General features: G+C 32.0%; 23 protein-coding genes. 14 read left to right on the top strand and 9 right to left on the bottom strand.

The window, feature by feature from the left end:
• Positions 1-197 precede the first annotated feature (197 nt).
• The 5 genes from C1X07_RS21785 (at position 198) to C1X07_RS21765 (ending at position 5,900) form a co-directional block, all read left to right on the top strand.
• Positions 198-1,388, top strand: coding sequence for a retropepsin-like aspartic protease (locus tag C1X07_RS21785; protein ID WP_103072165.1), 1,191 nt, complete (start codon positions 198-200; stop codon positions 1,386-1,388).
• Positions 1,389-1,525: 137 nt separating this feature from the next.
• Positions 1,526-2,641 carry a DUF6920 family protein gene (locus tag C1X07_RS21780; RefSeq protein WP_103072164.1) on the top strand — a complete coding sequence of 372 codons (1,116 nt, stop codon included), beginning with the start codon at positions 1,526-1,528 and terminating at the stop codon, positions 2,639-2,641.
• 144 nt (positions 2,642-2,785) lie between these two features.
• Positions 2,786-3,937 carry a helix-turn-helix domain-containing protein gene (locus C1X07_RS21775; RefSeq protein ID WP_103072163.1) on the top strand — a complete coding sequence of 384 codons (1,152 nt, stop codon included), beginning with the start codon at positions 2,786-2,788 and terminating at the stop codon, positions 3,935-3,937.
• 95 nt (positions 3,938-4,032) lie between these two features.
• Positions 4,033-5,187 carry a serine hydrolase domain-containing protein gene (locus C1X07_RS21770; RefSeq protein ID WP_103072162.1) on the top strand — a complete coding sequence of 385 codons (1,155 nt, stop codon included), beginning with the start codon at positions 4,033-4,035 and terminating at the stop codon, positions 5,185-5,187.
• A gap of 209 nt (positions 5,188-5,396) precedes the next feature.
• Complete coding sequence (locus C1X07_RS21765) at positions 5,397-5,900, top strand: hypothetical protein (RefSeq protein WP_103072161.1); 504 nt, start codon at positions 5,397-5,399, stop codon at positions 5,898-5,900.
• Positions 5,901-5,994: 94 nt separating this feature from the next.
• Here the strand turns inward: C1X07_RS21765 and C1X07_RS21760 are convergent, their stop codons facing one another.
• Positions 5,995-6,354 carry a dihydroorotase gene (locus C1X07_RS21760; RefSeq protein ID WP_103072160.1) on the bottom strand — a complete coding sequence of 120 codons (360 nt, stop codon included), beginning with the start codon at positions 6,352-6,354 and terminating at the stop codon, positions 5,995-5,997.
• 230 nt (positions 6,355-6,584) lie between these two features.
• Between C1X07_RS21760 and C1X07_RS21755 the strand changes: the two genes are divergently transcribed.
• From C1X07_RS21755 to C1X07_RS21720, 8 genes are all read left to right on the top strand, one after another.
• Positions 6,585-7,031, top strand: coding sequence for a MarR family winged helix-turn-helix transcriptional regulator (locus tag C1X07_RS21755; RefSeq protein ID WP_103072159.1), 447 nt, complete (start codon positions 6,585-6,587; stop codon positions 7,029-7,031).
• Positions 7,024-8,451: a serine hydrolase gene (locus tag C1X07_RS21750; protein WP_103072158.1), complete on the top strand. Its 1,428-nt coding sequence runs from the start codon at positions 7,024-7,026 to the stop codon at positions 8,449-8,451. The genes C1X07_RS21755 and C1X07_RS21750 overlap by 8 nt, the downstream gene beginning before the upstream one ends.
• Positions 8,452-8,468: 17 nt before the next feature.
• Entirely contained in the window at positions 8,469-8,960 is a 492-nt protein-coding gene (locus tag C1X07_RS21745) for a DUF6985 domain-containing protein (RefSeq protein WP_103072157.1), read from the top strand.
• A 75-nt stretch (positions 8,961-9,035) separates the two neighbouring features.
• Positions 9,036-9,845 carry a helix-turn-helix domain-containing protein gene (locus tag C1X07_RS21740; RefSeq protein WP_103072156.1) on the top strand — a complete coding sequence of 270 codons (810 nt, stop codon included), beginning with the start codon at positions 9,036-9,038 and terminating at the stop codon, positions 9,843-9,845.
• A gap of 63 nt (positions 9,846-9,908) precedes the next feature.
• The gene (locus tag C1X07_RS21735; protein ID WP_206604268.1) at positions 9,909-10,988 is read left to right on the top strand and encodes a serine hydrolase domain-containing protein; all 1,080 of its coding nucleotides are present in this window, start codon (positions 9,909-9,911) and stop codon (positions 10,986-10,988) included.
• A 169-nt stretch (positions 10,989-11,157) separates the two neighbouring features.
• Positions 11,158-11,565, top strand: coding sequence for a GNAT family N-acetyltransferase (locus C1X07_RS21730; protein ID WP_103072155.1), 408 nt, complete (start codon positions 11,158-11,160; stop codon positions 11,563-11,565).
• Between the two features lie 9 nt (positions 11,566-11,574).
• Positions 11,575-11,877 carry an antibiotic biosynthesis monooxygenase gene (locus C1X07_RS21725; protein WP_103072154.1) on the top strand — a complete coding sequence of 101 codons (303 nt, stop codon included), beginning with the start codon at positions 11,575-11,577 and terminating at the stop codon, positions 11,875-11,877.
• A gap of 328 nt (positions 11,878-12,205) precedes the next feature.
• Positions 12,206-13,153, top strand: coding sequence for a TolB-like translocation protein (locus tag C1X07_RS21720; RefSeq protein WP_103072153.1), 948 nt, complete (start codon positions 12,206-12,208; stop codon positions 13,151-13,153).
• Positions 13,154-13,161: 8 nt separating this feature from the next.
• On the opposite strand, the gene C1X07_RS21715 is transcribed toward C1X07_RS21720, so the two are convergent.
• The 7 genes from C1X07_RS21715 to C1X07_RS21685 form a co-directional block, all read right to left on the bottom strand.
• Positions 13,162-13,839: a class I SAM-dependent methyltransferase gene (locus tag C1X07_RS21715; protein ID WP_103072152.1), complete on the bottom strand. Its 678-nt coding sequence runs from the start codon at positions 13,837-13,839 to the stop codon at positions 13,162-13,164.
• A 110-nt stretch (positions 13,840-13,949) separates the two neighbouring features.
• Positions 13,950-14,777: an ATP-binding cassette domain-containing protein gene (locus C1X07_RS21710; RefSeq protein WP_128755355.1), complete on the bottom strand. Its 828-nt coding sequence runs from the start codon at positions 14,775-14,777 to the stop codon at positions 13,950-13,952.
• A gap of 4 nt (positions 14,778-14,781) precedes the next feature.
• Positions 14,782-15,552 carry an ABC transporter permease gene (locus tag C1X07_RS21705; RefSeq protein WP_103072150.1) on the bottom strand — a complete coding sequence of 257 codons (771 nt, stop codon included), beginning with the start codon at positions 15,550-15,552 and terminating at the stop codon, positions 14,782-14,784.
• 95 nt (positions 15,553-15,647) lie between these two features.
• Positions 15,648-17,462 (bottom strand): OmpA family protein, encoded by a 1,815-nt coding sequence (locus C1X07_RS21700; protein ID WP_103072149.1) that lies wholly within the window; start codon positions 17,460-17,462, stop codon positions 15,648-15,650.
• 49 nt (positions 17,463-17,511) lie between these two features.
• Positions 17,512-18,630: a TMEM70/TMEM186/TMEM223 family protein gene (locus tag C1X07_RS21695; RefSeq protein ID WP_103072148.1), complete on the bottom strand. Its 1,119-nt coding sequence runs from the start codon at positions 18,628-18,630 to the stop codon at positions 17,512-17,514.
• A gap of 11 nt (positions 18,631-18,641) precedes the next feature.
• The gene (locus C1X07_RS21690; RefSeq protein WP_103072147.1) at positions 18,642-19,334 is read right to left on the bottom strand and encodes a hypothetical protein; all 693 of its coding nucleotides are present in this window, start codon (positions 19,332-19,334) and stop codon (positions 18,642-18,644) included.
• Between the two features lie 344 nt (positions 19,335-19,678).
• Positions 19,679-21,142, bottom strand: a complete 1,464-nt coding sequence (locus tag C1X07_RS21685; RefSeq protein WP_103072146.1) for an AAA family ATPase — start codon at positions 21,140-21,142, stop codon at positions 19,679-19,681.
• Positions 21,143-21,514: 372 nt separating this feature from the next.
• Between C1X07_RS21685 and C1X07_RS21680 the strand changes: the two genes are divergently transcribed.
• Positions 21,515-21,913: a hypothetical protein gene (locus C1X07_RS21680; protein ID WP_103072145.1), complete on the top strand. Its 399-nt coding sequence runs from the start codon at positions 21,515-21,517 to the stop codon at positions 21,911-21,913.
• Positions 21,914-22,353: 440 nt separating this feature from the next.
• On the opposite strand, the gene C1X07_RS21675 is transcribed toward C1X07_RS21680, so the two are convergent.
• Positions 22,354-22,929 carry a suppressor of fused domain protein gene (locus tag C1X07_RS21675; protein WP_103072144.1) on the bottom strand — a complete coding sequence of 192 codons (576 nt, stop codon included), beginning with the start codon at positions 22,927-22,929 and terminating at the stop codon, positions 22,354-22,356.
• Between the last annotated feature and the right edge of the window lie 9 nt (positions 22,930-22,938).

The raw sequence follows: 22,938 nt of genomic DNA, 5'->3' as shown, positions 1-22,938 counted from the left end.
AGTAAAGCATATGGTATAACAATGTATCATATATGATCAAAGCAAATATGTAATGGATCGAATGGTTCTTGTATATTTGTTAGGACTCAATACCTGTAGAAAGGAAAAATTAATAAACAATATGTAAACAAACCCAAAAGAAAGGTAATGTTTTACTCTGATAGAACGCATGCAATAAACCAACATTATAATAAGGAGTGAGAAACAGTTATAATATATCAATTCTTACAGGAATTTTAATTTTTGCCACATTTGGTTGCTCAATTAAATGGACAGAAGCCATACGTGGTGGGTATGTTGTTAATAATGAAATTAAAGAAAGTGTTGATATAGAAATTCACAACAGGCTGATAATCGTTCCAGTTATTATAAATAAGAAAAAATATCGTTTCTTATTCGATACAGGTGCACCTTTCAGTATATCCAATAAGCTTCAGAAAGAAAATAATTTCAAAATAATCAGCAAGGGAAATATTGTAGATAGTGATCAGAACAGAAAGAAGGTTAATTGGGCACAAGTTGATTCTATTCGTATTGGTAAAGTTTTGTTTATGGATCAAACTGCTTTTGTTGGGGACTTTGAGGCAAACCCGTTAATTAAATGTTTGAAAATTGATGGCATTATTGGCTCCAATTTAATAAGGCATGGTAATTGGGTAATTGATCAAAAACAAAAGACTATAAGCGTATTCAGATCTTTAGAAAGAAAGGATTATGAAAAATATGTTACCATCCCATTCAAGACTGATCATCAATATAATATTTTTGTAGATATAAATCTTGGTCAATCAAAAGTGAAGAATATTTTGGTTGATTATGGTTCAAATGGTTCTATCGCTATGAGCAATGAAATATTTGCAATACTAAAAAGTAAAGGTATTTTTAAAGCTCCATTATTAGAAAAAGGTATCAAACAAAGTGGAATCATCGGAAACCCAGTTACTGTTAAAAGAGAGATCATTTATTCAGATTCTGCCAGAATAAAAGATTTAGAGCTTAAAAATGTGTTAATCAAAACCGGAAAAACCGTTTCAATTGGAAATCAATTTTTGTCAAGATTTAAGGTTATTATTGATTGGAAAAACAAAAATCTCTACTTTTCTAAACCCGAAAAAGTAGCAGACAGAATTGGCTTAGCTGGCTTTAGTTTAGGTACCTCCTACAAAAAGGGAGTTTATGTTCAGTCTGTAATCGAAGAATCTGATGCCTTTAAAAATGGAATAAGACCAAATATGAAAGTAGTTAAAATTGATCGTCTAGATTTTCAAAATGGAAATGATTATTGTGATTATGTAAGATATAATCTAAGAAATGAAATTTTTATACAATCAATTGATTCACAAGAAAAAAGGCTAGACTATTATTTTAAAAAAACTTTTTTAAAATAATAAAAAATGCCGATATTTTGTATAAGTAATGACAAGAGAAATGTTAAACACCAAGGTTTGTAGTCCTTTTGAGAGGAAAATACCATGCAATGTGTCACTACTCATACTATTTACGGTTAGCCACAATCAAAAAAACAATGCGAATAGTATTAATCATAATAATTGGACTACATGGAATTATACATTCATTCGGATTTCTGCAAGCATTTGATTTAACCGAATTTAATGCAATTTCGCAGCCAATTTCAAAAACTTACGGATTATTTTGGTTCTTGGCATTTCTACTTTTTGCCATTACAATCATTTTAATTCTTTTTCAATACAATTATTGGTGGTTCAGTGTTTTTTTGGCTATCGCTATTTCACAGGCTTTGATTTTCCATTATTGGTCGGATACAAAATTTGGTACAATAGCCAATGCAATTATTTTGTTGGCAACAATTCTAAGATTTTCGAATTTCAACTTTGAGAAAAAAATCAAAGAAGAAAGAAAAACTATATTTGAAAGTTCACAACTTAAAAGTCAAGAAACAATAAGTGAAAAATCTCTAAACGATTTACCACTTATTGTTCAAAAATGGTTGAATGCGAGCAGAGTGATTGGTAACCAATATATTTATAATGTATATCTAACACAAGAATTACAGCTAAAATTAAATCCAGAACAAGAAAATTGGAGCAGCGGAAAAGCTGAGCAATATTTTACGATTCAACCACCGGCGTTCAATTGGAATATTATTACTAAAATGAACTCAATAGTAAGCGTAGTAGGTAGAGACAAATTTAATGATGGAAAAGGCGAAATGATGATAAAGCTTCTTTCACTTATTCCGGTTGCAAACGCAAAAAGTAACAAAAAGATAAATCAGGCAACATTACAACGCTATTTGGCTGAAATTGTTTGGTTTCCTTCAGCATCTTTGAGTCAATATATAAAATGGGAGACTATAGACGACTATTCTGCCATGGCAACAATGGAGTATAATGGTACAAGAGGTTCAGGTAAATTCTACTTTGACGAAAACGGGAATTTCAAAAAATTTGTTGCAATGCGCTATCAAGATTCTAATAAATCTGAACCTACAAAATGGACTGTTATTGCAACAAGAATTGAAGAGCTAAATGGAATCAAAATACCAACTGAGTGTGAAGCAAGTTGGGAATTGGAGAGAGGAAAATGGACTTGGTTAAAACTAAAAATAACGGACATTCGATACAATATAAAAGAAATGCCCTTAACTAACAATATATAGGCACATCACAATATTTTTCTACAGATATGAATTCTATTAAATTTTACTATTTTAGTGCTCCCGCAGAAAAAATCACCTATTTTTCTGCCACGAATTTATACGCTGTACCCTTGTAAAACATTAAAAACAAACAACCCATCGTCATTGTTAAAACTAGCACTTCTAAATATTGCAATTTTTCAAGGAATTATAATTGGTTTAGTTCTTTTATACTCACCATTTTTTAAGAATAAGACCAATCAGTATCTTTCTTTTGCAATTTTTTCGCTTTCTTGGTCCTTACTCAATCTTGTATTAGATATCACACAAACGTTTGAAAGTTACCCTTTTCTCATAATCATTGATATCATAGACTCTGGCTTACTTTTTCCTGTACTAATCATGCTCTTTGTCATTCATCAGGTCAATCATCCACAAAAACACTCTAAGCATTTAATTTGGTTATTTACGCCTTTTCTATTTTCTATTGTATCTAGCATTTTAAACGAGATTAGTACAGAAATAAAGGAAACTGGAAGTGCAAATTTTATAAACGCTATTAGTGATATTTTAGAGGTTATTCTTTTTCTACTTAACCTTTTCTTCATTCCTTTCGTTTTAATAAAAACATACAAGTACATCCAATATTCAAAACGAAATCAAGAAAAAAAGTGGTTAACTTTTTTATGGATTTTTGAGGTTGCATTTTTAGGATCGTGGCTGTTAGCCTTGCTTTTAAGTCCGTTTATCGAGCATGAAATCTCTAATGCAATGCATATCATAGCATTGTTTACCACCCTTCTGGTACACTGGATTGCCTATTCTGGAGTGTACAAGCTAAAACTAGCAAACGATCAAGAAAAGATAAGAGCAATACTATTCTATCATAAACCGCAAGTCAAACTATCTTCTGTTATTGATTCATCTACTTTATCTAAGAGTACAAAAATTACAAAAGAGCCAAAACCAACATCAAAAGAGAACATGTATTACCAAAAATTGGAAAAACTCTGTTCTGACCAAAAAATTTATAGAGATCCCACTCTAGACCGAAATACTGTAGCTGAAATGTTGGGCATTAGTCCAAGTTATTTTTCTCAAATAGTCAATTCTATTACTGACGAAAATTTTGCTACCTACATTAATCGATATCGAGTAATGGAAGCAAAGGAACTGATTTTAGATAAAAAATTCGATAACTACAGTCTACTGGCTATTGGGTTGGAGTGTGGATTCTCGTCAAAAACTACCTTTTACAATTCGTTTAAAAAATTGACAGGTATGACACCGAACAACTACCGAAAAGATAATCGATAAGTTCCAATTTATACAAACTAGAGAATTTGAAACCTCGTTATTTCCTCATTTCTATAGGTTTGCTGTAACATAAACAGTAATTTAATCTTAGAAAAATGAATTTTGGAAAACAATCAAATTATCAGAAAAAAAATAAAAAACTACGATTGATTAAAGTATTTTTTTTATCACTCATCACTAGTTTTCTCACCTTTAGTTGCAGTGATGACGACGCTACTTTACCTAATGATTTGTCAAATGACATTAATAACCCTAAATATGTAAACATATTAAAAAAAAGACTTTCTGACTTCCCAAACAATACGCAGGTAGCTATTGCATTAGTACGGGACGGAGATGCAGAATTTCTTGGGGTAATTAATGAAAATAATGCATTGCGCACTACCAATAATGCAGATATGGTTTTTGAAATTGGTTCTATCACCAAAGTATTCACAAGTATTTGCCTTTCAGATTTAGTAGCTAATAATGAAGTTCTTTTAAAAGAAACACTTCAAGATCAATTTGATTTTACATTACAAGCTGGCGGTGACATTACTTTTGAGCAACTTGCAAATCATACTTCGGGGCTACCGCGTTTACCAACCAATGTTAACGAAGTAGAAGGATTTGACCCAAATGATCCCTATGCCCATTATTCACTGGATAACTTAAAAAGTTATCTACAAAATCATGTAGTTTTAAATTCGGTAAGCGGGACAACTTATGAATATTCTAATATAGGAACAGGTATTTTGGGATACACAATAGCTCAAAAAAGAAATACCACATATGAAGAAATGGTGCAAAACATTATCTTAAATCCTTTACATATGAACAGCACAACATCATTATTAGAAAATGTAGATCCATCTAAATTGGTAAAACCAAGAGATCAAAATGGAAATATTATTCAATATTGGAATTTTGCTGAAACCATGACGGGTGCAGGTTCTTTAAAATCTTCAGTAAGTGATATGGTTAAGTTTATTCGTAAAAACTTTGAAGATGATCCTCTATATAATTTGCCTCAAGAAAAAACTTTTGATAGAGGCGATGATTCATACATGGGCTTAGGCTGGGGAATTATCGAAGATGAAGATAGTATATTTAGAGTACTTCTTCACGATGGTGGCACAGGAGGTTTTTCATCAATGCTAATGCTAGACAAGAATAAAAAAACAGGTGTAATAATATTGAGTAATGTAAAGGATTATGAATCTAAAGTCGGTGCAATGTGCAATGATTTTTTTCTAGAGATTAATAAATAAACTTGGTTGATAATATTGCTATCAAATACAAAATGTTTTACAACAGAAATCTCGCAACAACTTAGTATTAATGGATGAATCGTTGTATTTTGGTTTGATGTAATGTCTGTGTATAGCAAGAATAGCAACCGTACGTAGAAAAATGAAAAGGCAGGGTAACATTTTGCCCTGCTACTACACATATATTAAAGATTACATATACTATAAAAATGGGACATCATATTGAAGCTTTAATAACACGTCAAAAACCAGATAAAGAAAAGTTACTGTATCTAGATATTCCACTATTTACAGAAGGAGAATTCAATATTATCCCACTAGACATCTGCCATACAATATACTGGGGCAAAAAATGGAATGTTTATGATGAATATGGAGAACATTTTGGTGGAGTTAATCTAATTTGTATACAGACAATAGAAAGAATTGCAAAGGAATTAGGTATAAGTGATTTTACTATAATAGGAACAGATTATCACGGAGGAATAGGAAACCAGGCTGCTATAGTTTACAAGAAATCAAAGCAAGCTAAAATTATAGGTACTCAACTTGATAATAAGTTTGGATTGAAAGGTGTTGATATAAATTCAGCTTTACGTGCAATAGGCGTTACTAAACAAAAAGGCATTGACGAGTTTGATACGATAAATTTGAGTAATTATCGAAATTTTGATAGCCTTTATGAAAAATACGAAAAATATTGCGATGATTAACTACAGCCAACATGCTGTATGCAAGTAGAAAACTAAACGACCAACCTTGTGTATAAAATCAAAGCAATTAAAGCTCCCTAATTCAACCCCTATTTCAAATCCTTACCAATTCCTTTTGGTGAATTGCTTCTGTAATATCAACTTTTATATATTTATGACTATTAAAAAAGAGTTTTTTAGAGGCTAATGTAATTGTAGCAGTTAAACCTCCATCTTTCTTCTCTTTTATTGATACCACTTCAACTTTTTTACCTTTAACATTCTTGTAATTGGCTATTCCTCCTTTTTTAATAATGAAGTTAGCACTTGGAAAATCAATATGCTTATAACTATTATTAGATGCTTCACCTATAACAAAAACATCTCCTATGCTAATATTCGAATTAGAATTTTGAGCGTAAATAATACCAGAAAACAAACTCACTAAAAAAACAAGCAAAATACGATTCTTCATAATAAAAAATTTAAGATGTATATGCTACAAAAATAATTCAAAATTAAGATTTTAACAATGATAAATGTTACTCAATATAGTATTAGACCACAAGTAAATCAAAAATTGTTATGATAACATTAATTACTCGCGCAAGCTTGCATTTTAAATAGAGAACAGATCCAATTTCCTTATATTTTATTTGATATATCAAATAATTTAATATATTTACTTGATATATCAAACAAAATATGAAATTCAATACACCAACCACCACAGTACTTTATTCTATTGAAGAAACCATAAAAGCTTATCGCGGATTAAGCCAACAGAATATTTCTAAAACTGGTCTCAATATCACGGTAGATCAAGCCTTGATTCTTATTATTCTTGAAACTAATAATAAGAGTCAATCCGAAGTAGCAGATTTAGTATTTAAAGACTACGCATCTATGTCTCGCATCATAAAATTAATGATAGACAAGGATTACTTGACAAAAAATGTTGATAAGAATGATAAACGAAAGTCGAAATTAGAAATAACCAAAAATGGAAAAAAGACTATAGCCAAATTAAAACCAGTAATTAAGAAAAACAGAGAAACAGCCTTACATTCTTTATCAGATAAAGAATTACAGCAGCTATATACTATTTTAAAAAAAATAACTCAAAATTGTCAATCCCAAAGTAATGAATAAATTATACTATATATTAATAGTTGTACTCTTCTTATCCTGTCTTGATAAAAAGATAAAAGTGCATCAAGATTCTAAAGCACAACAAATCGAAAATTACTTAGATTCTTTAGAGGGGTTTAGTGGTGCACTCCTAATTGCAAAGAACGATAGCATTTTATTGAAAAAAGCATATGGATTTGCTCATATAGGTCATCAGGTCAAAAACAATACAAAAACCAAATTCTCTTATGCGTCTATTGGTAAGTCATTTACAGCCGCTGCAATCTTTCAATTAGTACAAGAAGGAAAATTATCATTAGATGACAAAATCAAAAAATTCATACCGAACTACCCAAACAAAATTGCTAGAGATTCTATAACAATTAGATTATTACTACAACATAGAAGTGGACTGCCAAATTATTTTCACTTAGATAAATTTTTGAATACTTCTAAGGAGCGGTTTAGAACAATAGAAAATCTAGCTTACTTATATGAAAATCAACCTTTAGAATTTGAACCTAATGAGCAATTTGCCTACAGGAACACAAACTATATCATACTGGGTAGAATTATAGAAATAGTTACAAAAACATCATATGAGAAATATATCGAAAAACATATTTTTTCAAAAGTAAATATGCAGAATACGGGCAACTATGATGTTGACCACCCCATTGAAAATTCCGCTGAAAACTATACTCTATCTGATGTTTACCCAAACAAATTTCAAAAGACTATTTTTATGAGTGCTGTAAAAGGTGGCCCTGCTGGTGGCGGTTACTCAAACCTAGATGATCTATATAAATTTGCTACTGCTTTTAAAAACAATCAACTCTTAAATGAGGACTATACTAACATTATGAAAGAAGAACCAAAAAATGCCTGGTATGGATACGGAATGCAATTTGCAGGAGCAAAAGGTTCGGGCATATATGGTCATAGTGGTGGCCATTTTGGTGTTGGTGCAGAATGGAGAATATTCGAAAAACAAAATTACACCGTAATCATTCTTACTAACAAAGATTTGAATCAAGGGTTTATAGATGCTCGATTTTTTATAGAAAAAACTATTGCAGGTAGTTCACCAAAACTAGATAGCTATTTTTTTACTAAAAAAATAATCAATACTTGTCTAAATAAAGGGATTGAACATTCGAAAAAAATGATGGTAAATTCTAAAACAGGGCTTTCTGAAATAGAGATAAATTCCAAAGGATATGAAATGATAAAAAGAGGGTTTTACAAAAAAGCTATAGAGTTATTTAAATTCGAAGTTTTTGCTTTTCCCGAGTCTTACTATGCTTATGATTCTTTAGGAGAAGCTTATATGAATGATGATCAAAATAACAAGGCAATAGAAAACTATCAAAAAAGTTTAGAAATTAATCCTAAAAACACCAATGCAACAGAAAAATTGAAAGAATTATTAGGTAGCTAAAACGATATACAACTCATATGAAAAAGCATAAATACTGGAAAAAAATAGAAGAAGACTGGGCTGGGTTTTCAGCCGAGATTGTTTTTAACTCTAAACATTTTGATAATGCTAATACAACCATTTTTTTAGGAAGTGAATTTGATGATCAGGGAGAAGAAATTGAAACAGTGCCAAATGACAATAAATTAAACGATTTTGAAAGTACATATATAAAGTTTATTAATAATCTGGATCCTATTATTGACGAGATTATGACCAAGACTTTTGAGCGGTATCTATTGTTATATGCCCATTACTATGAAAATGAAGAGAAGTCCGGAGAAAAACCCTTAAACATAGATTCAAAAGAAAAGCATTTCGAAAAAATCAAGAACCTTGTTTACATAAGAATACTCGACAATGAAAATATCCAAATTCCTATTCGTTATGAACTAGATACAGAACATGGAATTGAAATAAGATTGGAAAACAATAAAGTAATTGCTATTGGAGGAATAGCAGAGACTTAGAATAAACTACTAGAAAAAGATACATAAAATTAAATTAAAGCGTATTTTACAGTACATGTTTGCAAACTTTTTGAAATGAAAATATTAACAAAAGGAACATATTATGGAGCCATGCACTCAGAACTAGAAACAAATGGTCTCTTGTTTTCAGAATATAATTATTTAATAGATAAAACGGACTGGCATTTTCATGAAAACCCTTATTTTATGTATGTCCTTCAAGGAAATTTATACGATGTAAACAAAAAGACTAAAACGATTTGTCCGCCAGGTAGCTTTCTTCTTCATAATTGGCAAGAACCTCATTTTAATTCTAAAGAATCTAAGTATGCTAGAGGTTTTCATATTGAATTTGAAAAAAGCTGGTTTCAAAAAAACAAAATTGATATTAATCTTTGGGAAGGTAGTCAGCTTATAAAAAACCCTAAACTGCACCATATATTATCAAAACTTTATACAGAGTTTAAATGCGCTGATGCATATTCTGAAGTTTCTTGTCAACTTTTAACATCAGAATTGTGTGAAAATATCAATTCAGAAAAAGTGTATTCATTTGAAAAAAAACCATTATGGTTATCTTCTCTTGTAGAAATTCTTCATAGTGATACAAAATCGCTAAGTTTAAAATACCTTTCAGAACAACTAGGTGTTCATCCTGGACATTTATCTCGGGCTATACCCAAATATTTTTCTAAAACTTTAGGAGACTATATACGACAGCTAAAAGTAAAAAAAGCTATTGATCTTATGCTGTCTTCAAAAAAATCTCTTTCTAGTATTACCTATGAAATTGGGTTTTCTGATCAAAGTCATTTTTCCAGAACCTTCAAAAACTATATGGGAATGACTCCAAAAGAGTTTCAATCCAAATGTCGCAAATGTTAATTTCATTCTATTTTTCAATTTAGCGAACGACTATCTTTGAGTAATAATTATAACTACACAAATATGCAGCGTTTCCTTTTATTTACTTTTTCAATATTCTCATTGTTTTTTGGTAATGCTCAAATTAATTTTGACAAAACAAACTCTCATCAAATACCACTATTACAAAAAATGGATAGTCTAATCCTTTCGGGGAAGTATGAGAGAATCACAAGTGTTTTGGTATCGCACAATGGTAATGTCATATTCGAAAATTATTACAACGGAAAAAATGTCAATTCGATGCACAATACAAGATCTGCCACTAAGACAATAACTGGTACTTTAATTGGAACATTGATTGATGATAAATTACTCCCCTCAGAAGATAGTAATGCAATAACATTTTTTGACAAGTCCGCTATACAAAATTATGATAAACGTAAAGAATCAATTACCATAGAAGATTTACTTACGATGAGTTCTATCTTAGAATGCAATGACGGGAATCAATTTTCTAGAGGTAATGAAGAACGAATGTACCTTGTAGAAAGTTGGGATAAATTTTATTGGGATTTGCCAATAAAAGGATACCCAGACTGGATAAAAAAACCTGAAGATTCAAAATACGGTAGAAGTTTTAGCTATTGTACCTCGGGTACTGTAGTTTTAGGTAGTATTATCAATCAAGCTAGTAAAACTTCTTTAGCTGACTATGCATATAAAAGATTATTTTCTCAATTAGGTATCGAAAAAAGGAATTACAAATGGCAATATACTCCAACAGGAATACCTATGACAGGGGGAGGATTACAACTAAGAAGTAGAGATTTATTGAAAATAGCACAACTATATTTAAACAAAGGTAACTGGAACAACAGACAACTATTGAGTTCCGAATGGGTTTTAAAATCTATGTCTCCAAAAGTTTCAATTAATGATAATACAGAATACGGGTATTTATGGTGGATTAAAGAATTTCATAAGGAAAAATCGTATTATATGTCGGGCAATGGAGGTAATAAAGCCATGGTGTTTCCAGGTTTAGACTTGACTGTTGTTGTAACTACTGTCAATTATAACAACCGGAATGCTCATAACTATACAGATGAAGTTTTGGGAAAATTCATTGTTCCAGCAGTTAAAAAATTAAAAAAACAGTAAAAATTAATTCAGTGCTAATCATCTTCATTCGTAAATGGACATAACAGAGCTTTTTTTTGAGTTAGATTGGCAAATGATTAAGCTCGATCTCTTAAAAAGAAAAACTATACTCATAAGCCTAGACATTCTTTCTTATTTTTACACTTACTCTAAAAACATCTAGCAAATAATGAAAGTTGAAATTTCCGAAACTAGAAATATTAGCAAGGAACAGATAATTGAGCTATATCGCTCTAACAAATGGAGTTCTGCCGACAAACCTGTTGATTTATATAATGCCTTGATGAACTCTCATTCATTGGTTTCTGCTTGGTCTGAAAACAAATTGATTGGTATAGGAAATGCAATTTCTGATGGGCATCTAGTCGTTTATTATCCACATTTACTGGTTTGTCCAAATCACCAAGGAAAAGGAATTGGACAAATGATAATGGCCAAAATGCAGGAAAAATACAATAAATTTCATATGCAAATGCTAACTGCTGATGGCAAAGCTATAGATTTTTATCAAAAAATAGGTTTTGAAAGAGCGGGTAAAACCGAACCAATGTGGATCTATAATGGTAGTGAACATTAAACTAAAAATATGGTTGCAAGAATATGGCATGGAAAAACCAAAGCCAAACACTTTGAAGAATACGCAGATTTTATGAAATCACAAGCAATTCCTGATTATAAAAATACTAAAGGTTTTGTTAAGCTAACTTTTCTTAGGAGGGTTGAAGGAGATATCGCTCATTTTAACCTTATAACCTTTTGGGAAAACATAGATGTTATCAAAAATTTTGCTGGGGATGATTACCAAATTGCTAAATACTACCCGAGAGATAAAGATTATCTTCTTGAATTTGAAAAAAAAGTGACACACTACGACGTATTTGCCGAATAAAACCTCGAAACATATCTTGATCTTCGATGATTAATGATAGTTCTACAAAAATTAATACTATTAACAAGTTGAGGAAAAAGTAGGTTTGATGTTTCTGTAACCTATTATATGATAATGTATTTCTTCCAAAAAAGAAGGTCGATATTTGCAACACCTAAATACCATATTTTTAATATTTTAATAATTTTATTTACTTATCTTTATAAGACCTTCAAATCTTTTATAAAAAGTGTAAAAAAAAATACGAAAGTGTACAAATAAGAAAAGTACCCCCTTCTCTACCCTGTACAATATATAACCAATCGCTCGCAACTATAAACCAGGTAATATGAACAACAGGTATCATTTCTTATCAATAATTGGACTAGCTTTTGTATTACAAAGCTGTATATTCACTGACTCACATAATCCTTATTTGGGTCAGGAACTAGTGGGTACTACGCCAAAACTGTTTTCGCCATCACTGATAAATACTGACCGTGTAGAAATTAATACGGTGTTTAATTCTTCTTTTACTGAGTTGTTTTTCACCAGAATTATTGAAGGTAGTTTTGTTATACACCATTCAGAATTAATAAAGGGCAACTGGACTACGCCTCAACCAATTCAAATGTATGCTGATCAAAAGTCAGTATCTGTAGCTATAGACCCTTCGATTACGTTAGATGGCCATACAATGTATTTTTTGGGAATAAGCCCTAAAGATAGATCCAATACATCTAAACCGGACATTTATAGAAGTCAAAAAGTAAATGGAAAATGGCAAATAGCTTCAAAGGTTGGATATCCAATATCGACAAGTGACTATGCAGAATCATATCCGGTAGTTGTTGCTGATGGAAGCATCTATTTTACATCTGACCGCCCAGGGGGATTTGGTAAACGAGATATTTATCGTGCTCAATACTTAGGAGAAGGAAAGTTTGATATACCAGTAAATATTGGACCTGAAGTCAATTCTGAAGAAAGTGAACGAAGCACTTACGTTACCCCCGATGAAACCTCTTTGATCACTGCAAATACGTATAGCGATGAAAAGGGGTTTGCCATATCATTCAAAAAAAATAACAAATGGCAAAAGCCTGTTTATTTTGACCTTGGTGAATCACCAACCGAAGATTGGATTTATTACTGCCCTTATATGTCTCCTGACAGTAAATATTTCTTCTTTTCAAAAAGGTATAGCGCTTCATCGGATAGAGGATGGAAAGGAGTCACAAAAGGAGAAGTCTATTGGGTAAATGCCGATGTGGTTTTTAATACTAAAAGGAAGTAAAGAGGTAATCAAAAAACTTGATAAAGTGTAGTTACTATTCTCCCTTTATAATCACTTGTTGTCACTGAGGATAATTGTTTCTCTTCTTTTACCTTTAAGTTAAACGGCGGTGCCAGAACATCTAAACCACTTTGTTTTTTTAATCTAATTCCTTGCCCCGAAACAATATCTCTGTTGGGTACAAAATCACCATCAGGCAAATGTTCTGATAAAATAATGTATTTAAAATCACCTAGCTTATCTACAATACTTTTCACTTCAGCATTTGATAGGTGTTGCAGTACTTGTCTTAATAAAACACAATCTCCAGAAGGTAAATCATCTACTGCTATATCCAAACAGTGAAATTCTATTTTTTTTTCTTTAAAAGTCTCTTTATTCCGTACTATGAGCTCAGGTACTATATCTACTGCGATATACTTTTGAGTATGCTTTACCAGATTTTGTCCTACATTAAAATCTCCACACCCCAAATCACATATAGTAAGTGGTTCTTTAAACGATGTAAAAAATGATGTTACAGCATTTATATACGGGTTTATGATTTCAGGATGATGCGATCCCGTTCCAGAGTAAAAATCAGAATTACTTCCGCCCCAAAGCTTCATTTTATATATCTGCTCCATTGCATCTTTTGTGGGCCAAGGTTTCTTTATTGATTTAGATCCGTTTTCTTTCTTTTTCATAAACACTCTATTGGTCTATACGCACTATAACAATAGCATATTCTAATGCAATATTAAAAGAGCATTTACCAGTACGATGCCTTTGTTTATTTGTAAAAAGGATCTATCCATTAAGAGTTTAGCATAGTAGCCTTTATCTGCTTTACCACTTCGATATGATCTAGACCAAAATCTTTCCAGGCGAGATCCAATTCTTTCATATCTACATGTTTTACAATAGTACCATAATCACCCAGCTTACCATCAATGGTTGGGTAACCAATAACATAGATACTATCTGCCAGTTCTACTGCCAATTCAATATCATGAGTAGAATAGATAATGGTATTAAACTCATGCGTGGAGGTTATTAAATTAAATGCATTTTTTACATCTTCAATATTACCGACATCAAGACCAGAAAATGGTTCATCCAAAACCATATAATGACCTGAACATAATATTTGTTCTATAACGGCTGTACGCTGACGTTGCCCTCCGGACAATTCGCAAGGATATTGATCTTTGGCTTTTTCTAACCCCCAGTCTGCCAGATAGCTCATTATAATATCGTGCTTTTCTTCTTTGGACATCTCTTTTTTACGAAGTGCAAAGAGTAATGCCTGATATACGGTCTTATTTCTAAACAGTGTATATTTCTGATCTACAAAACCAATATCTCCTTCTCGCACTTCTTTGGCATCATTTTCTGACTCGGTAGCAGTATCTGCGATAAGTATTTTTCCAGTAGTAGGTTTAATCAACCCTGTCATGGCTTTAAAAAGAGTAGATTTTCCACGACCAGAGCGACCAACAAAAGCAATTACCTGTCCGGTAATACTACCTTCTCTAATAACATCTTTTTCTACAAAATTAATATCTTTTATTACTGTTTTATCCCCATATGCAACACTTAGATCGTTTACATATAATAATGTATTTTCTGTACTGTAACTCATCAAACTATATTTTTGAGTATCTAAAAAATGATTTTCTAAGGTAGTCAAGGACAAAATCTATGGATAAACCAACTAATAGTATTACAATCTGTAATGCAATGATTCTACCATGATTCATGAATTTATCCGAGTTTTTTATCAAGAAACCTAATCCTCCTGCTGCTACCAGAATAGATTCTACGGTTACCAGCATCATCCATACAATAGCTAGGTTTTGTCTAATTACTTCAATTACATAATCTATTCTTCCCTTTATAACTACCTCCCATAATACTTCCCAACGATTACATTGTAAAGATCTAGCATGATCAAACTCTTCTTGTGGTATAGAGCTAACCATACTTAATAAAGATGTAGTAAGATAAGTAGCCATAAATACTACCAATACCCAAACTTGCATTGTTCTTGCATCACTAATCAGAATAGCTAGATAAAAGGAGATACCGGTAAGCGGAAGATATCGTAGTTTACTTAGCATCCTTGCAATTGGGGTTACTACAGGTATCGTAGACAAATAAGTAAGTAATAAAGAAATGATTACCGCGATCAATATTGCCTTTATACAAAGCAATAAAGAGCTACCTATGTGTACTACCAAACCTTCATTATAGAGTTCTGTAAAACCTGTGAGTACCTGTTGGGGAGATGGAAACAAATGTCGTTCTCCCATACTTGAAATAAACCAAAAGACCAAAACAGCAACTACCCATACCAGAATGATTAGTAATCTACTATTTTTACTGATTTTTTCGAATGGTTTGAATATATGTTTCATAAAGCTAATTCCTAAAAAAATAAAGCCGTCCAATACGCAAAACGTCTATTCTGCATGCATCAGGACGGCTTTTTTATTACCTCGATATCATCTTGTTATTTCAATAATGTAATAACCACTCGTCTGTTTTTTGCTCTACCACTAGCGGTAGTATTTGTTTCAATTGGTTCATCTTCTCCTTTTCCGATTACAGACTGAAAACGTGATTGAGGAATCCCTTTGCTTCTTAAGAAGTTTACTACTGATTGCGCACGTCGTTGTGATAAATCATAGTTTGCTTCTGTAGAACCGGTATCATCTGTATGCCCCTCTAACCTAAGTTTTGTATCTTCTGCCTGGATTAATAGATTATAAATAGTTTCTAGGGTTTTTGCTGATGATCCAGAAATATTTGCACTTCCAGTATCAAAATTAATATTCCACTCACCAGACGCTAATACTTCTTCTGCTTCTTTGGTATAATCTGCCTTATAAGCTGAACCAGCATCAATATCATTAATATTTTTAACAAAATAAAGATTTACTGCCTCATCATAAGGTACAATTCTTTTAACGGACTCATTAAAACCAAATGGATTCAATTCACTCAAATATGAAGATACTTGATTGTATACCGCTTTGTATCGATTAGTTCCATCAGTAATTCCATAATATTGCATTACGTCTGCATAGTTAAATACTCTTGATCCTCCCATGTTATAATCAATACCATTTTTACTTCCTTTTTGACCTTTAAACATGTCATACCAATATTTTGGTGTTTCCATATCATAGGTTTTAGCTACTGCTTCAGAAGCTCTTACTTGCCATTCATCATATTGCTTCATTTGATTAGAAGCGGTTAATGCTGATTTCAAAATATTACTAACAATATCCGGGTGTTTTACAGACCATTCTTTTACTGCAATAACAGTAGTAGCCATCTGATTATTAAACTCTCGGGTAGATATAATATCTGTAAACCCATTAAGCGCATCGAAAACCATTTTATCACCTGGTGTCCAGGTTGCACATCCATCTACTTTTTTGTTGATCGTTTTTCCTGTTAGTTTTCCGTTCTTCACTTCTTTAAGTGGCACCGTCCACCCTGCTTTCTGAGATTTGATAAGTTCTTCTGCAGATTTTATATAATCATCATCCTGTGATGGGTAAAAGTTTACAGCATCTGGATCATAAGTTGTTACATCTGGATTTACTTTTAAACCATTGGCAAAAGCATAGTTTAAAGCTGTTACCCAGTCACCATCACCAAGTACAGCAGAGATTAATGATCCCTTCATACTTTTAGGATCAACTTTCCAACTTGGTGGTCCAATAAGCTTATCTTCTCCATAACTAAGTCCTACTGCTCCAACCACCTGTACATGGTATTTATCTTTACCAAATTTATCGTCTAAAGCTTGTTGCATGGTACTGATATAAAAAGGAGCTCCATCTCCCATCATCATAATGGCAAACGCACTCTTATCGGCATCAGGAAATTCTTCACCTCGATCAAATTCTTCGATAAATTTCATTTGCATATTTCTCAATTCAGAAAGCCAATCCTGACGGATGATTTCTAAATTCACTCCGTTTTGCTCCATTAGAGAACCTTTGGTAGTTTTTGGTCCTCCATTAGATACGATAATACCGGATTGAGCATTCCAGGCGTAAGCCGCAATTCTTACAAGAGGCTTATCCTTTACACTGCTTGACAAGCTTGTCGATGGTAACTCTAATTTCTCAGAAGTAGTTACATTATCTACTTCTTCTTTATTAATATTTAATTCATCTAATTGTTTTGCTTCTCCTACTCTAAGACCTGGTGCAAAATAATACACTGCACCCAAGATAGCTCCTAGTAGAATAATTACAATTAGAAGTTCGGATAGTGTTGTGAGTTTCTTTGTTCTTAAGATTTTACCCATTCTGTTATTATTATAATTTATACTTGAATTAGTTAGTTAGTAAGTATGTTTAATCAAACATGTTTCCAAAACCACCACTAGCTTCTTTATCTTCAGCGGTAAGCTTATAGTTTGGATTTTTATATTTCTTAGCATCAGGAATATAATCTTTTCCTGTTTTTATATTATCTGCCAGCGTATCCAATTGCGAATACAACTCATCACTATCCATATCATACTTAGAAGTTAGCATATCGATATCGGATAGATTTTCCTGAGTCTTTGCAATATCCATAGCAATGGTCTCTGTTATAACATCAAGTGCGTATTCTAATTCCCAATCTTTGGTAAATAGCATAGCTGATTTAGCTCCGTCTGTTGCTGCTTTTGCTGATTTGGCAAATTGATATTCTTTTTCTAACATCTTTATCGTTACTTCAAAGTCAGATATTTTGATATCTATTGCTGTACCGGCCAGAGTTAATTTTCGATCCAATTTCCCCATTACATTGGCTCTACTACCGTATTTTTGGATAAACCCTTTGCTTTGTTTTAATTGATGAGCAATCTGTTGGGATTGTGACAATTTCTTTGCCAAAGCGCTATGTAATTCTACATACTCATCTGTATCTTTACCTGCATTTCCTTTCTGAGATACGATAGCTTCCATTTTGCTTCTTATCTTTTCTGCCTGCTTTTGTAGTGTTACTACATGATCTTGGAACTCTTTGGATTCTTTTTCTGCTTTAGAAGCTTCAAGCTCCATATTACTTTTTAATGCTCTGATTTTGGCTTTAGATTCTTTAAAAACCTTTCTGTTCATTAGCATTTTTTGCTTTTGCTCCTGCAATTCTCCAAAAGGGTCATGTTTTATTAATGACTTATGGATTCCTCTTGTTACTCTACGCAGAAATTTTAAAATTACGGGGAGCATAAGGATAAAAAATATCACAAATACCGCTACTCCTGCAAGCGCTATTACTTGTCCTAATGCAGTAAACAAGGGTGGTAATACATATACCCATGCTGCATATCCCAAACCTGCAAACAATGCAATTTTAAGAAATGCATTTAATCCTTTTTCGCCATTTCTCCAATTATTAGGATTTAAAGATATTTCTCCCTTTTCATCATCAAAATGTTTCAGAATAGGTAGATCTAATAAGTGGCTTTTTGATTCTTGATCCATTAATCTATTGCTTATATATTACTTTTAATACCGTCTACAACGGCCATAATTGTTTCTAAAATCTTAGTTCTTGCTTTATCATTAGCAACTATCTTTTGATCGATTTCTGATACTTCAGACATTAAATCTGCATCTACAGATTGCAGCAAATCTTTCTTTACACTAATCTGATTCTGAATCTCTATTAGTTTCTTTTCTAATGTAGAGATATCAGCATTAAGTGTATCTTTTTTTGTCTTTTGAGCATTCAGGATTTTTGATTTCTTAGAATTTCCCTGAGTCTCATATTGCTTATGTACTTTTTCTATCTCTTTAATATAAAAATCAGCCTGAGTTAGAAGTCCATTTTTTGTTACGTTTGAATCTACTCCCTGAGCCATCGTTAAAGCCATCTTATACACTGAAGGGTCATTAGATCCAACTGCTTTGATCGCTTTAAAAAATTCGTAAAAATCATATCCAGGCTTATTCAAAGACTCAAATCCTGACTCATACATTTCTATAACAGTATTTAATATACTATCATTTACTATGGTTGATTTTGGAGGATGTTCTGGAAATTTTGAAACCGGTTTACTTGTTTCAGGAAAAGAAGTTGAACTCGATTTTGATGGTGATGGTGGTGAACTCTCTTTACTTTTATTTTCTTCAGAAGTTTCTTCATTAATAAAAAGACCTTTCCAATTAAATTTTTCTTTAGCCATTTAAAATTGATTTGATAAACTCATTATGCTAAAATACTGATCTAAGAGGTAAATTTAAATAAATTCTTACAAATATTATCGTTTTTCTTACCCTTATCAAATTGTATACAGTATGTAATTTAACAAAATGATCTTGTATGATTTTTGTGTTAGTTCTTACTTTTATTGTATTAGTGTTATCCGAATGCAAAATGTTACAGTCCATCTATGATACTTCTAAAATACATCTTTTTGTACTATAATTGTCGTAAAAAGATAACAACTCTGTTCATTTACATATTATTGCACCTACTCACAACGTTTACAACATATTAATACCGGTTATACCCTAAGTATATCTCAGTTTATTCATCTTCATCAAAAAGAATAATTTCTTTTACTGTTTTTAATATTTCGGGTATGTCATCTTCTCTTAATGTCATTAATGTTTTTTCGGTAATGGGCGTTATTGAAACAATTCTATTGGCTTGTCTTTCTATAATTTTTTCGAATAAGTTTCGAATGGTTCTTGCATTACCAAAACCTCTATGTCTTTTTTCGTGAATTCTATCCAGAATTTCCATAAGTTTTTCTTCTGCATCTTCGGTAAGTATAAAATCAGCCTTTTTAGCAAAGAGTTTAAATATATCTCGCAATGCTTCAGGAGTGAAGTGATCAAATTCAAAATATCTATTAAATCGTGACTGAAGACCTGGATTTGTTTGTATAAATTCTTGCATTTCGTCTGGATATCCTGCCACTACAATAACGATATCATCTCTATGATCTTCCATACGTTTGAGGAGAACTTCTATAGCTTCAGTTCCAAAATCGTTAAGTCCCCCAGAAGTAAGTGAGTATGCCTCATCTATAAACAATACACCACCAAGAGCAGATTTAATGATTTCATCTGCTTTGATCGCAGTTTGCCCTACATATCCTGCTACCATACCTGCCCTATCTGTTTCTATTAAATGCCCTTTTTCTAAATATCCCAGATGCTTATATATTCTACCTAACATACGAGCAACAGTAGTTTTTCCTGTTCCGGGAGGTCCCATAAAAACAGCATGTAACGAATTATTGGATGTTTTTAGCCCTTTTTCTTCTCTAATTTTTTGAACCTTTAGAAAATTCGTAAGGTCCTGGATATTTTCTTTGATGTTTTTAAGCCCTATAAGCTCATCAAGTTCCTGAAGTACTATCTCAAGAGTGTCATTCTCTGGTACTTCATTGTATTTTGCCTTTTTTACAAAGATCTTCGGCTTTGTTACTTTATCTGATACTTGTGTCAAAAATTTTCGCTCCTTATCGGTTATCACGCCATCTGCATTGACTATCAATGAAGTATACCTGCTTATAAATGAGTTTACACCCAACATATACTCACTTTTAATTTTTGCCAAAGTAGCTGGTAAGATAAATTCTTGTTTCATCTCATCAACCGGCTTAAAAAAGGACGTATTTCGAATGATATTTACATTCTTATTAAACTGTGGTGATAGCGGAAGCTCATTAAGTTTTTTGAGATCATATGTAGTACTTAAATCTTTGCCTTGTAGTTTCTCATAAAAAAATACCAGAATAAATTTAACTTTTACAGGTACCTCAGAAGCATCTTTTCTTAGATCCAGATATCCTTCAAATATTTTAAGAATATCATATAATAGTATATGCTCAGCTTTATAACTTATTGCTTTTGAATTTTTATCAATCACAGAAGATACCGCTGTATTAAATTCTTTATTAGTATTGAGGTTTTGGCAAATTGCCAATACTTTATCTCCTTCTTTTTTAAGAATATCGAGATATGCTACAGAAATTTCCAACAACTTTGTTTTTTAAAAGTTTCTTCAAATATACTAACAGATCGGTTATTTAATCTGAAAAATTATGTTTGATTTTGAGATATATCTAGTAACTTCTATACTTTGAATATGTGGTAAAAGAAAATTAGCTATTCTTTGTTTATGTAAAGAAGAAAAATTCGGTCTCATTACTTGAACTGAGCATATATTATGAAGCAGTTTGAAGCTGTAGAAGATTTTATAATGCATAATCGAGGTTTATTATTACAGTATTCAGAGTACAAGTACTATAACATCATTAAAAAATAAGTTAGATTTGTTCATCTCTTATATTTTCTTTTTATTAAATAGTAGAAGGTTAATATCATCTCAAATTTTTAAAACCATACAAGAATGCAAAAGACAATCTACATTTTAGTAAGTATAATACTATTGATTAGCTGTAATACTAATACCTCGACAAATGATCTAAAGTTAAATAATGGTAAAAAATGGAAGGTCAATGAAGAAATGAAACCACACATTGATAAAGGGAGTGAAATTTTAAGTACTTATTTGGCAAAAAATAATAATACCCACCAAGCATTAGCGGGAGAATTAAAACAACTAAACAATGATTTAATTAAGAGCTGTACCATGAAAGGTGAAAGTCATGATGAACTGCATAAATGGCTGCATCCTCATATGAAACTGATCCAAAAGCTTTCAAATATTGATGACTCAAAACAAGCAAATGCCGTCGTTTTGGAAATTGAGCAATCTTTTAAAACATATCATACATTTTTTGAATAAGTTAAAACCAACAACTTATCTGATTTCCACATCAAAACAGATGATCTGGTAACAAAAATATTGATCATCTGCATACCGGATACCCTCATTACATTATAAGACATCGACCATCGGCACAAGAAATGCTCTCAGCACACTACCGAGGTGCTTCCCCGCACTACAAATATCGACCATCGGCACAAGAAACGCTCTCAGCACACTACCGAGGTGCGTCCTCGCATTTCAAACATCGACCATCGGCACATGGGCAGTCGCCCTTGCAAGAGTAAAACAAGCCAGCGCATCAGGAAGAAGCTTCAGCGGTGCGCTGAAACCCCAACCCTTTGCGCGGGTCAGTAATAGCAATAGATCGGAAATAGTAATGTCGGCTAATATTACCTCTCTATCGTTCTGACCGTTTATCAGTGCTTGTTTATACTATTATATATTACTTTTATGTATTAGTTTTCAATTAAACACTTTCTATCAGGGTTCATAAAATCCAGTTCTTTATCTATAAAAAGGCGTTCTAAGGATTTATAACCCTTTTCAACTTTGAAATCTTTTTCCTTTTTGGTAATTGGAATCAGCCAGTAACAATGAAATATTTTATCCTGAAATCGAAACATCTCAAGTTTTGATTCTTCCAAATGAGGTGATGAGATAAATTCATGATTACATTTAGAATTTCTAAGCCAAGGTTGCCCAATATTTACAGTGTAATGAAGCCCCAAGGGTTTTGAATTTCTATGACAGGAAGCATTTAAGGTTAATAATTCTACTATTGAATCATTTTGTTCTGAAGAGTACACAAATAACTCTACCAAATTATCATCTTTCCTATCCATTGACATTCCGACAGTCAGATACACCCATTTTTTATTCTTTCTGTCCAGTTCAATTTCGAGTACATAAAAATCATCAGGTAGTTTTCCTGTGGGTCTAATTACCCAATTTCTTCTGGTACCTTTAACTCCAAAATAAGTTTCATAGTGATCTCGTAAAGAATCACAATATGTCTTTTGTAACAATTTCATAATAACTGC

The sequence above is a fragment of the Aquimarina sediminis genome (assembly GCF_002895435.1).
Lineage (GTDB): Bacteria > Bacteroidota > Bacteroidia > Flavobacteriales > Flavobacteriaceae > Aquimarina > Aquimarina sediminis.
The sequence above is the reverse complement of the archived record's forward strand: the minus strand, read 5'-3'. Positions and strand labels throughout refer to the sequence as shown.

Coding starts and splice junctions, on each gene's coding strand:
- C1X07_RS21715 (WP_103072152.1), bottom strand. CDS start 13,839: ATGAAAAAGAAAGAAAACGGATCTAAATCAATAAAGAAACCTTGGCCC.
- C1X07_RS21755 (WP_103072159.1), top strand. CDS start 6,585: ATGAAATTCAATACACCAACCACCACAGTACTTTATTCTATTGAAGAA.
- C1X07_RS21705 (WP_103072150.1), bottom strand. CDS start 15,552: ATGAAACATATATTCAAACCATTCGAAAAAATCAGTAAAAATAGTAGA.
- C1X07_RS21680 (WP_103072145.1), top strand. CDS start 21,515: ATGCAAAAGACAATCTACATTTTAGTAAGTATAATACTATTGATTAGC.
- C1X07_RS21745 (WP_103072157.1), top strand. CDS start 8,469: ATGAAAAAGCATAAATACTGGAAAAAAATAGAAGAAGACTGGGCTGGG.
- C1X07_RS21675 (WP_103072144.1), bottom strand. CDS start 22,929: ATGAAATTGTTACAAAAGACATATTGTGATTCTTTACGAGATCACTAT.
- C1X07_RS21730 (WP_103072155.1), top strand. CDS start 11,158: ATGAAAGTTGAAATTTCCGAAACTAGAAATATTAGCAAGGAACAGATA.
- C1X07_RS21750 (WP_103072158.1), top strand. CDS start 7,024: ATGAATAAATTATACTATATATTAATAGTTGTACTCTTCTTATCCTGT.
- C1X07_RS21710 (WP_128755355.1), bottom strand. CDS start 14,777: ATGAGTTACAGTACAGAAAATACATTATTATATGTAAACGATCTAAGT.
- C1X07_RS21760 (WP_103072160.1), bottom strand. CDS start 6,354: ATGAAGAATCGTATTTTGCTTGTTTTTTTAGTGAGTTTGTTTTCTGGT.
- C1X07_RS21720 (WP_103072153.1), top strand. CDS start 12,206: ATGAACAACAGGTATCATTTCTTATCAATAATTGGACTAGCTTTTGTA.
- C1X07_RS21765 (WP_103072161.1), top strand. CDS start 5,397: ATGGGACATCATATTGAAGCTTTAATAACACGTCAAAAACCAGATAAA.
- C1X07_RS21780 (WP_103072164.1), top strand. CDS start 1,526: ATGCGAATAGTATTAATCATAATAATTGGACTACATGGAATTATACAT.
- C1X07_RS21740 (WP_103072156.1), top strand. CDS start 9,036: ATGAAAATATTAACAAAAGGAACATATTATGGAGCCATGCACTCAGAA.
- C1X07_RS21695 (WP_103072148.1), bottom strand. CDS start 18,630: ATGGATCAAGAATCAAAAAGCCACTTATTAGATCTACCTATTCTGAAA.
- C1X07_RS21700 (WP_103072149.1), bottom strand. CDS start 17,462: ATGGGTAAAATCTTAAGAACAAAGAAACTCACAACACTATCCGAACTT.
- C1X07_RS21725 (WP_103072154.1), top strand. CDS start 11,575: ATGGTTGCAAGAATATGGCATGGAAAAACCAAAGCCAAACACTTTGAA.
- C1X07_RS21770 (WP_103072162.1), top strand. CDS start 4,033: ATGAATTTTGGAAAACAATCAAATTATCAGAAAAAAAATAAAAAACTA.
- C1X07_RS21735 (WP_206604268.1), top strand. CDS start 9,909: ATGCAGCGTTTCCTTTTATTTACTTTTTCAATATTCTCATTGTTTTTT.
- C1X07_RS21690 (WP_103072147.1), bottom strand. CDS start 19,334: ATGGCTAAAGAAAAATTTAATTGGAAAGGTCTTTTTATTAATGAAGAA.